This window comes from Enterorhabdus sp. P55 (assembly GCF_009911695.1).
In the GTDB taxonomy this organism is placed as follows: domain Bacteria; phylum Actinomycetota; class Coriobacteriia; order Coriobacteriales; family Eggerthellaceae; genus Enterorhabdus.
In genome coordinates this window covers 1-9433 of sequence record NZ_QWKK01000092.1, presented here as the reverse complement: position 1 = coordinate 9433, position 9433 = coordinate 1, and the positions used below count along the sequence as shown (strand labels likewise).

The 9433-nt window shown below is 68.0% G+C and carries 11 protein-coding genes; 9 read left to right on the top strand and 2 right to left on the bottom strand.

Features of this window, described 5'->3' with window-relative positions:
* Positions 1-189 precede the first annotated feature (189 nt).
* The 5 genes from D1643_RS08625 to D1643_RS08605 all read left to right on the top strand — a co-directional run bounded on the left by D1643_RS08625 (position 190) and on the right by D1643_RS08605 (position 4339).
* Positions 190-1044, top strand: coding sequence for an amino acid ABC transporter substrate-binding protein (locus D1643_RS08625; RefSeq protein ID WP_160710241.1), 855 nt, complete (start codon positions 190-192; stop codon positions 1042-1044).
* Positions 1045-1207: 163 nt separating this feature from the next.
* The gene (locus D1643_RS08620; RefSeq protein WP_160710240.1) at positions 1208-1861 is read left to right on the top strand and encodes an amino acid ABC transporter permease; all 654 of its coding nucleotides are present in this window, start codon (positions 1208-1210) and stop codon (positions 1859-1861) included.
* The gene (locus D1643_RS08615) at positions 1854-2633 is read left to right on the top strand and encodes an amino acid ABC transporter ATP-binding protein (RefSeq protein WP_160710239.1); all 780 of its coding nucleotides are present in this window, start codon (positions 1854-1856) and stop codon (positions 2631-2633) included. The genes D1643_RS08620 and D1643_RS08615 overlap by 8 nt, the downstream gene beginning before the upstream one ends.
* A gap of 3 nt (positions 2634-2636) precedes the next feature.
* Positions 2637-3638 carry a rhamnulose-1-phosphate aldolase gene (gene rhaD, locus D1643_RS08610; RefSeq protein WP_160710238.1) on the top strand — a complete coding sequence of 334 codons (1002 nt, stop codon included), beginning with the start codon at positions 2637-2639 and terminating at the stop codon, positions 3636-3638.
* 5 nt (positions 3639-3643) lie between these two features.
* Positions 3644-4339: a histidine phosphatase family protein gene (locus D1643_RS08605; RefSeq protein WP_160710237.1), complete on the top strand. Its 696-nt coding sequence runs from the start codon at positions 3644-3646 to the stop codon at positions 4337-4339.
* Between the two features lie 35 nt (positions 4340-4374).
* Here the strand turns inward: D1643_RS08605 and D1643_RS08600 are convergent, their stop codons facing one another.
* Positions 4375-5043 (bottom strand): N-acetyltransferase, encoded by a 669-nt coding sequence (locus D1643_RS08600; protein WP_160710236.1) that lies wholly within the window; start codon positions 5041-5043, stop codon positions 4375-4377.
* Positions 5044-5355: 312 nt separating this feature from the next.
* On the opposite strand from D1643_RS08600, the gene D1643_RS08595 reads away from it, so the two are divergent.
* Entirely contained in the window at positions 5356-6819 is a 1464-nt protein-coding gene (locus D1643_RS08595) for a S1C family serine protease (protein ID WP_236643491.1), read from the top strand.
* Positions 6820-6907: 88 nt separating this feature from the next.
* Here D1643_RS08595 and D1643_RS08590 read toward each other — a convergent pair whose 3' ends face one another.
* Positions 6908-7360 (bottom strand): winged helix-turn-helix domain-containing protein, encoded by a 453-nt coding sequence (locus tag D1643_RS08590; RefSeq protein WP_160710235.1) that lies wholly within the window; start codon positions 7358-7360, stop codon positions 6908-6910.
* Between the two features lie 400 nt (positions 7361-7760).
* On the opposite strand from D1643_RS08590, the gene D1643_RS08585 reads away from it, so the two are divergent.
* The 3 genes from D1643_RS08585 to D1643_RS08575 all read left to right on the top strand — a co-directional run.
* Positions 7761-8321 carry a transcription termination/antitermination NusG family protein gene (locus D1643_RS08585; protein WP_160710234.1) on the top strand — a complete coding sequence of 187 codons (561 nt, stop codon included), beginning with the start codon at positions 7761-7763 and terminating at the stop codon, positions 8319-8321.
* 307 nt (positions 8322-8628) lie between these two features.
* A complete protein-coding gene (gene loaP / locus D1643_RS08580; RefSeq protein ID WP_160710233.1) occupies positions 8629-9141 on the top strand; it encodes an antiterminator LoaP in 513 nt (170 codons plus the stop codon).
* Positions 9142-9206: 65 nt separating this feature from the next.
* Positions 9207-9433 (top strand): hypothetical protein (locus D1643_RS08575; RefSeq protein WP_160710232.1); only part of this gene is annotated, 227 nt, incomplete at its 3' end.

Genomic DNA, 9433 nt, shown 5'->3' with positions numbered 1-9433 from the left:
GCCCGCCCGCGTGACCCGCCGCGCCCGCCCGCGCAGCCCGCCGCGCGTGCCAACCGCCGCCGCTCGCCCGATTCCCGTGTCGTTGCCGTGGGCTGTGCTATACTGACTCCACTTTACTACGGTAGAGTGATGGAATGGCCGCGAGAGGGACGGCCGGCATCACGCCAGATCATACGGGAGGAACTAGCTATGAAGAAGATGAAGGCGCTCGTCGTCGCTGCGGCGGCTCTGAGCCTGTCCGCGCTGCTGCTGGCCGGCTGCTCCGGCGGCACCGCCGCCGACGACAAGAAGGCCGAGGACAAGGCCCCGGCCCAGGAGGAGAAGACCACGCTCATCGTGGGCCTGGACAACGCCTACCCGCCCTACGGCTTCGTCGGCGACGACGGCAACCTGACCGGCTTCGACATCGACCTGGCCACCGAGGTGGCCGAGCGCAACGGCTGGGATCTGAAGCTGGAGGCCATCGACTGGGACGCCAAGGACGCGCTGCTCAACCAGGGCACCATCAACTGCATCTGGAACGGCTTCACCATGGAGGGCCGCGAGGGCAAGTACGCCTTCTCCAAGCCCTACATGCACAACGAGCAGGTGGTTGTGGTGAAGGCTGACTCTGGCATCGACTCGCTTGAGGCTCTGGCCGGCAAGAACGTCATGACCCAGGTCGACTCCGCCGCCCTCGACGTGCTCGAGGACGAGGAGGGCCAGAAGGCCCTGGCCGACACCTTCGCCGGCGGCGCGGCCCAGACCATCGGCGACTACAACAACGCCTTCATGCAGCTGGAGTCTGGTGCCGTGGATGCCGTTGCCTGCGACCTGTCCATCGCCGACTACCAGATGGCGGCCAAGCCTGGCGTGTTCGTGAAGCTTGAGCCCCTGTCCACCGAGAACTATGCCGTGGGCTTCGCCAAGGACGGCGACGCGGCCATGGTCGACGCGGTAAACAAGACCCTCAAGGAGATGTACGATGATGGCACCATCGCCGAGCTCTGCGAGAAGTGGGGCGAGTACGGCATCACCATTGATAACTGGGTGCTGGTCGACTAACGCCATCCCCTTTGGCGCTCTAGTGCGCTAGACTGGGGGCATACGAGGTAACCGGGCGAATGCCGTGGGTCTCCCGCGGCATTCGCTGTCGTATCGGTAGGTTTGCCGAGGGGCCGCGCGGCGGCTTCGCGGCAAGCGATACCGGGCTTGAAGAGGAGGTACGGTGGAATTCTCGGTGATGATGGGCATTCTGGGAGAGGGCTTTCTGCTCACGGCGCAGATCTTCGTCGTGACGCTCGTCGGCTCCCTGCCGCTGGGCGTGGTGGTGGCACTCGCGCGCATGAGTCGCTTCAAGCCGCTGGCCTGGCTGGCCCAGCTCTACATCTCGGTGCTGCGCGGCACGCCGCTCATGCTGCAGCTCATGGCCATCATGTTCGGCCCGTACTACCTGCTGGGCCTGAACATGGGGTCGGACTGGAAGTTCTCCGCCTGCGCCATCGGCTTCATCCTCAACTATGCTGCCTACTTCGCCGAGATCTACCGCTCGGGTATCCAGTCCATCCCGCGCGGCCAGTACGAGGCGGCGGCGGTGCTGGGCTACTCGCGGGCCCAGACGTTCATGAAGATCGTGCTGCCCCAGGTCATCAAGCGCATCCTGCCCGCCATGGGCAACGAGGTCATCACCCTGGTGAAGGACACCTCGCTTGCCTTCGTGCTCGGCATTGCCGAGATGTTCTCGGCTGCCAAGGCGTTGGCCGCGCGCGAGGTCTCCATGCTGCCCTATGCCATCGCCGCGCTCATCTACTGGGTGTTCTGCCTGCTCATCGAGTTCATCCTCAACCGTGTCGAGAAGAAGCTGGACTACTACCATGACTAACGCAAACGCCCCCGTCGTCACGCTCGAGCACGCGAAGAAGGCGTTCGGCGCCAACGAGGTGCTCAAGGACATCTCGCTCACCGTCAACCGCGGCGACGTGCTGGCCATCATCGGGCCGTCAGGCGGCGGCAAGTCGACGCTTCTGCGCTGCCTCACGCTGTTGGAGACGCTCGACGCGGGCGATCTGTCCTACGGCGACCTGGCGGTGACGCGCACCAATGACGCCGGCCGCGCCGTCTACGGCGGCAAGGACGTGCTCGCCCAAGCCAAGACGCGCTTTGGCCTGGTGTTCCAGAACTTCAACCTGTTTCCGCACTACACGGTGCTCAAGAACATCACCGACGCTCCCGTCTGCGTGCAGAAGCGGCCCAAGGACGAGGCGGAGGCCCAGGCCCGCGAGCTGCTGGCGAAGATGGGGCTGGCCGGCAAGGAGGACATGGTGCCCTGCGAGCTGTCCGGCGGGCAGCAGCAGCGTGTGGCCATCGCCCGGGCGCTTGCGCTCAACCCCGACGTGCTGTTCTTCGACGAGCCTACGAGCGCGCTCGATCCCGAGCTCACCCGCGACGTTCTTCAGGTCATCCGCGACCTGGCGGCCGAGCGCATGACCATGGTCATCGTCACCCACGAGATGAGCTTCGCACGTGACGTGGCCGACCACCTCATCTTCATAGACGACGGCCGCGTGGTGGAGGCGGGCCGCGCGGCGGACGTCATCAACAACCCCGTGCACGAGCGCACCCGCGCGTTCCTCTCGCGCTACGAGCAGGGCTAGCCCATGGATGTGAAGAACCTCTTTGACCAGGGCGTCTCCAAGGCACGCGGTGCCGTCTCCTCCCTCGCCGTGGAGCAGCGTGGCTTCGTGCGCGACCTGGTGCGCCTGTGCGACGACGGCTACAGCCGCGGCTGGCACGAGCGCAACGGCGGCAACGCCTCCTACCGCCTGACGGCCGAGGAGGCTCAGGCCTGCCGCCCCTACTTCGCCGAGACCCCGCGCCCCTGGGAGCCGCTTGAGGCTGCGGTGCCGAGCATGGCGGGGGAGTGCCTGCTGGTGACGGCGGCGGGCTCGTACTTCCGCAACGTGAAGGACGCCCCGGCCCGCGCGCTCGGCATCATCGAGGTGGATCTGGGCGGCGCGTTCTGGCGTCCCGTCTGGGGCTTCGAGGGCGATGGCCGCCCGACGAGCGAGCTGGCGGCGCATGTCATCCTGCACGGCGTGCGCAAGGAGGCCACGGACGGCGCGTGCCGCGTGGTGTACCACTGCCATCCCGTGCCGGTGATCGCGCTCACCTTCGCGCTGCCGTCGGACGCCCGCGTCATCACTCGCGCGCTGTGGCAGACGATGACCGAGTGCCTCATGGTGTTTCCCGAGGGCGTGGGCGCCGTGCCCACGGCCGTGCCCGGCTCGCGCGAGCTGGCCGACCTCACGGCTGCGGCGGCGCGCGATCACGCGGCCGTCATCTGGGCGCACCACGGCCTGCTCGCCACCGGCGCCACGTGCGACGAGGCCTTCGGCCTGGCGGACGTGGTGGTGAAGGCGGCGGCCATCTACCGCGAGGCCCGCCTGCTCTGCGGCGGCGCCGAGCCGGCCTACCCGCTGACTGACGACGATCTGCGGGCCATCGCGGCAGGCCTGGGGCTCGCGCCCAACCCGGCGTACCTGGCGTCTGCGGAGGAGGCGGCCGCTCCGGCGGCGCCGCAGCCGAGCGCCAGCGCTGACCAGGCGCCCGCGGGCGCTTCCGCCGCGCCGGGCGCCGCGCCCGATCCGGCGGGGGAGTGAGCGCCATGGCGGTCGCCTTCCACTTCGCGCGCCATGGCGAGACGCTGTTCAACGTCATGGGGAAGGTGCAGGGCTGGTGCGACACGCCGCTCACGGGCAACGGCCTGTACGCGGCCTACCGCCTGGGGCAGGGCCTCGCGGATACCGACTTCACCTGGGCGTATTCCAGCGACAGCGGCCGCGCGCGTGAGACGCTTGCCGTCGCGCTCGAGGCGCGCGCCAACGAGCGGCGCCTGCGCGGCCTTGATGAGGGCGACCGGTCTATCCCTGTGTCGGCGGATGCCCGGCTGCGCGAGTGGTGCTACGGCTGGCTCGAGGGCGAGCTGGGCGAGGAGATGCGCCGCGCGCTCGTCGACTGCTTCAGCCGCGACCTCTCGCGCGCCGAGCAGAATGAGCGCCTGCCCGAGATAGCGAACTACTTCGCGCGCGTCGACCCGACGGGCCGCGCCGAGGACTTTGCCGCCATCGAGGGGCGCCTGCGCGCGTTCATCGCCGAGACGGCGGCCCACGCCGAGGAGGCGGGCGGCGGCGATGTGCTCGTGGTCACCCACGCCTTCGTCATCCGCACGCTGGTCTACCTCTACGACCGCCCCCGCGTCAATGACCCCCTCAAGATAGAGAACGCCAGCCTCACCGAGCTGATCTGGGAAGACGGCGCCATTCGCCTGGGGAGGATAGGCGACACGGCACATCTGGGGTAGCGCCCGGGCCGCGTCCTGCCTACGCGCCCCTCGCGCTACTTCTGCGGCTTCCTCACCATGGCGCGCTCGGTGATGGCGAAGTCAGGGCTCTCGAAGACGTGGCACACCTCAAAGCCCACGTGTTCGTAGAGCGCCTGGAGCGAGTCGGAGTAGGTCTCAAGGTAGCAGGGGATCCCGTGCTCGTCCGCATAGTCGAAGAACGGCGTCATGAGCTTGCGGAAGCGCCCCGTGCCGCGCTTGGTCGCATCAACTGCCAGCATGACGAAGTGGATGAAGTCGCCTTCCTTCTGCTCGCGCTCCTCCCAGTCGAAGACGGAGATGGGGGCCATGCGCTCCAGCTGCACGGCGAGGGCGGCGGCCTCCTCCTCGGAGAGGACCTCCTCCATCAGGATGCGGTCGGCCTTCTCCTCCAGGTGGGCCCACGTGAGGCCCTCCAGGTCGCTCTTGAGGTAGGCGACGGCCAGCGCAGAGGCGTCCTCCAGGCAGTAGACGGCCTGGTAGGGTGCGCCCACGACGATGTCGTTCATGATGATGGCGCGCGAGAGGAAGCGCTCCCGGTCGGCGCCGCGCGAGCCGGCGGGCAGGGCGCTCAGCAGCTCGACGGTCCACAGCTCCTCGAGGAAGGCATCGCCTCCCATCTCGGCCAGCCTGACGGCCAGCTCCTCGTTGGCGGGGTCGACGGTGACGAGTCCGGGCAGCTCCATGGCGTATCCTCTCAGCTTGGGCTTGGCGGGCACAGGGGCGCCTGCCGGGTGTTCTGCCAGATAATTGTACCCCTTCGTCATCATCGTCATCTTACGGGAGTACGTCAGTTGGTGTATCTCCGTGACGTGGGGATGACGTTTCCCCTGCGAATGTCGCGACGTTTTCGCACGGGTGATAAGGTGAGCGCGTTGCTGCGGGATTCACCTGGAAGCGGCCGCCTCCCTCCAACCTGACGGCCCTTCGCCAGACGCAGGCGCGCCCGCCGCCCCTTTACAAGGAACATGCAGTCAGACCCGATCAAGGAGCGAACTATGACTGAGAACAACAGCATGCCTCCGGTGCCGGGCCCCATGGGGCAGCCCGGGGCCGAGGGCCAGCCGGCGCAGACGACGCCGATGCCTGCCGCCCAGACCGCGCCCGTCCACGAGCCGCAGCATGCCGCCGCGGGCGTGCCCTACGCCACGGCTGGGCATGCGCCCATGCCGCCAGTGCCGGAGCAGAAGCGCAGCTCGGGCGCTAAGACCTTCCTCGTTGCCTTCGCTGGCGCGCTCGTGGCGTGCGTGCTGGCCTTCGGCGTGATGGGCGCGGTGAATGCCGTGACCAACGGCGCGTCTGGCGGTACCGTCGAGCCTTCCGCCACCGTGAACAACCAGCAGGGAACGAGCATCACCGTGAACGGCGAGGATGCCACGCTTCCCGAGGTCGTCTCGGCCAAGTGCCTGCCCTCCGTGGCGGCCATCGACGTGTACGCGCGCCAGACCGCCGGCGGCTACGGCAACAGGTACGGCTATGGCTGGGGCGGCGGCCAGCAGGGGCAGCAGGGCGGCGAGCTCGCTGCCACGTCGCTCGGCAGCGGCGTCGTGCTGACCGAAGACGGCTACATCATCACCAACAACCACGTGGTCGAGGGCGGCGAGGCCTACGAGGTCACCGTCGAGGGCACCACCTACGAGGCTGAGCTCGTCGGCGCTGACCCCAGCTCTGACGTGGCCGTGCTCAAGTGCAAGGATGCGAGCGGCCTCACCCCGATGGAGCTCGGCGACTCCGACGACCTGGTCATCGGCGAGTGGGTCATGACGCTCGGCAGCCCCTTCGGCCTGGAGCAGTCCGTGGCCACGGGCATCGTGTCGGCCACCAGCCGCTCCCAGATCATGGACTCCTCCGAGCAGCAGGGCATGGCTGGCGGCCAGAGCACCATCTACCCCAACATGATCCAGACCGACGCGGCCATCAACCCCGGTAACTCCGGCGGCGCCATGGTGGACGCCGAGGGCAAGCTCATCGGCATCAACACGCTCATCACGTCCTATTCCGGCAACTACTCCGGCGTCGGCTTCGCCATCCCCGTGAACTACGCGGTGAACCTGGCGAACCAGATCATCGACGGCCAGGCGCCCACCCACGCGCAGCTCGGCGTGTCGCTGGTCAACGTCACTCCGCAGATGGCCCAGCGTTACGGCCTGACCGCTGACGAGGGCGCCTACATCGCCGCGGTGAGCCCGGACTCCGGCGCCGCTGCCGCGGGCCTGCAGGAGGGCGACATCGTCACCGGCTTCGACGGCAAGGCCGTGGAGAGCGCGAGCGACCTCATGCTCGACGTGCGCGGCAAGCAGCCGGGCGACACGGTGACGCTCACCATCGACCGCGACGGCCAGAGCCAGGACGTCCAGGTGGTTCTCGGCGACGACGCTGCCAGCCAGCAGCAACAGCAGCAGATGCCGAGCCGCCAGCAGCGCTACAGCTACGGCTACGGCCAGCTGGATAACGCCGCCTAGCGCGATTCACCCCGACGCCCAGCGCGACAAGCGCCCTGCGTCCCACGGGCCCCTCGAATGAGGGGCCCGTTTTCGTCGGGCCGTGATGCTAGCGAGGGGAGAGCTCGTAGCGCCTGTTCCTTGTCTCGCCGTGGGCGATAATGGCTCCTTCGGCAGCCAGTCGGTTCAGGTGGCTGCTGGCCGTTCGCTTGGTAACGCCGGCGACCTCGGCAACATGAGCGACGGTGACGGGCCCCTCTTGGACGAGTTCCATGATGAGTGCGGGGACGCTCTTCGCCGATCCAGCCTTTTGCGGGGGCCCCTGCGCCGTTTCGCCGTTTGCCCGCTTGGGGACGTGCGCACGAAAGACGTCTCCCTCTTGAAGAACCGGGTCTGCGCCTAAGTAGTGCTTGGAGTACTTGAAGAGGTTGCGCGTGCCGCTGCCGAGCTCGCGGCAGATGACGTCGCGCAGGCTTATGCGCGAGTCGACTTCCAAGAAGAAGGGGTGGGGCATTTCCTGAATCACTTCCTGAGTCACTTCCTGAACCATTTCCTGAATCATGCGTCTGTTGTCGGCTTTCCTTCCCGCTTGCCGAGGAATCGCGCCGGGGTTTCTGTGGAGTTGTACGGATAATCCGTCAGTGGTGATCGTCCGGTATTGCACGGGAGGGGGTGTGCTACTATATTCGACTGAACTACAACGCGTCGTTGCAGCAGGTGAGGACGCGTTCCGACGATGAAACGAGGATAGGCCTGACGTGAGCCAGCCGACGCTGACATACATCGCAGAAACTCGCGGGGGGGGGCAGCCGCTTCAAGGTAGCCCTGGCAGCCTCCGCGTAGACCCTGCTGCGGCACGTTCGGCCGACGCTCGCGCCGCACGGGCCCGCACCCGTCGGTGCGTTCGTCCCGCTTCATCCGTTTTCCCTGATCGAAAGCTGAATATTCCCGTGCATGCGCCCGTGGCGCGCTTCGTGGTGCAGGTCGTTCCGTCCCGTGAGGACGCGGCGGCCCGTCGCGTCGCGGCCCTCGGCGGCGATGCCGTGCAGGCGTGCTTCCCGCTGCGTCGCCAGATGCTGCGGAAGAAGGCCGGCGCTTGGAGCTACGCGCTCGAGCCGCTGTTCCCGGGCTATCTCTTCCTCGCGTCCGACGATCCGGAGGCCGTCGACCAGGCGCTGCGTCGCTCCACCCAGCCCGATCTGGTGCTGGGCGCCGATGGCCGTCTGGCTACGCTCTCTGATGCGGAGGCTGCCCTCGTGCGCGCTCTCGCGGATGCGGAAGGCGTGGTGCGCTCGTCCCGTGGGCGCATCGTGGAGGGCGACCTGGTGGTGGAGTCCGGCCCGCTCGTCGGGCTGGAGAGGCTCGTGCGCCGCGTCGACCGCCACCATCGCGCGGCTTGGCTCGACCCGTCTTGCGCGGCCGAGGTGCTGCTGGGCGTCGATCCGTCTCGTGTCGCTGCCTCCGTGCTTCCCGCCGCCTCCCACGGCATCAAGGTGGGCTTGGAGGTGGTCTCCAAGAGTTGACGAACCGTAGGAGCCCTCTGCAGCTTGTTGCGGAGAGCCCGAGCGAGCGGCGCGCCGGCCCCGATCCAGCGCGCATTTCGCTCGATCTCTCCGCAGGAAACTGCACCGATATCCCGTTGTGTAAAGCGAGGCCGCGTTCGGCAGTCGTACAAGCGCGGGAGGGGAAGAGCGATTGTCGCGGAAGGGGCCGAGGCCCCTGATGGCGAAGCCGTGTGGCGCCGAGGGGCGGCGCGTGGCGAAGCCGTGCCGCGGCGGCCGAGCGCGGGCCGAGAGGCCGGCGGCGAAGCCATGTCGGAAGGGAGGCGCCATGTGGTACGTGGTGCAGGTGGCGACCGGTCGCGAGCAGGCGGCCTGCGATCTCATCGGCGAGCGCGTGGACGCGTCCCTGCTGAAGGAGTGCTTCGTGCCGCGCCGCAAGGTGGCCTTCAAGGAGGCTGACGAGTGGAAGACGGTGGAGGAGCCCCTGTTTCCGGGCTATGTCATCGTCGACTCCGAGCAGCCCAAGCGGCTGCGGGCGGCGCTCGACCGGCTGCCCGACTTTGCGCGGCTCCTCGACGTGGACGGCACGTTCCTGCCGCTTGACGACGAGGAGGTGGCCTGGATCGACGCCTTCACCCGGCGCGGCCACCGCGTGGTGGATATGTCGCGGGCTGTGGTGGAAGGCGGGATCGTCCGCATCACCAGCGGGCCTTTGGTGGGCAAGGAAGCCCAGGTCAAACGCATTAACCGCCGCAAGCGAACCGCCGTGCTGGAACTGCGGATCCTCGGCCGCGACGTCGAGGTGCCCGTGGGGCTGGAGATAGTCCGCAAGCAACGCTGATCCCCAAAGAGAAGCACGACCGCCCCCCCCGCCGGGGCGTCCGAAGAACAAGAACCATAGAAGCATTGGCTGACAACGAGATAGACTACCGCGAGGACGACGAGCCGTCGGGCCGCAGGCGCATGCAGCGACTGGCGGACGGGTCGCATGCTGACGACCGCCGGGCTGCGGACTCCTCGGAGGCGTCTGCCCCCGCCCCTGCCCGCCCCCGCCGGCGCATGCAGTCGAGCCCCTCGCAGTCCGGCGCGATGCTGCTCACCTTCGACGACCTGACCGAGTTCGTGGAGGAGGA

Excerpts from the sequence above, each read along its gene's own strand:
- D1643_RS08625 (WP_160710241.1), top strand. The coding sequence starts at position 190 with ATGAAGAAGATGAAGGCGCTCGTCGTCGCTGCGGCGGCTCTGAGCCTG.
- D1643_RS08590 (WP_160710235.1), bottom strand. The coding sequence starts at position 7,360 with ATGATTCAGGAAATGGTTCAGGAAGTGACTCAGGAAGTGATTCAGGAA.
- D1643_RS08600 (WP_160710236.1), bottom strand. The coding sequence starts at position 5,043 with ATGGAGCTGCCCGGACTCGTCACCGTCGACCCCGCCAACGAGGAGCTG.
- D1643_RS08595 (WP_236643491.1), top strand. The coding sequence starts at position 5,356 with ATGACTGAGAACAACAGCATGCCTCCGGTGCCGGGCCCCATGGGGCAG.
- loaP (WP_160710233.1), top strand. The coding sequence starts at position 8,629 with ATGTGGTACGTGGTGCAGGTGGCGACCGGTCGCGAGCAGGCGGCCTGC.
- rhaD (WP_160710238.1), top strand. The coding sequence starts at position 2,637 with ATGGATGTGAAGAACCTCTTTGACCAGGGCGTCTCCAAGGCACGCGGT.
- D1643_RS08615 (WP_160710239.1), top strand. The coding sequence starts at position 1,854 with ATGACTAACGCAAACGCCCCCGTCGTCACGCTCGAGCACGCGAAGAAG.
- D1643_RS08605 (WP_160710237.1), top strand. The coding sequence starts at position 3,644 with ATGGCGGTCGCCTTCCACTTCGCGCGCCATGGCGAGACGCTGTTCAAC.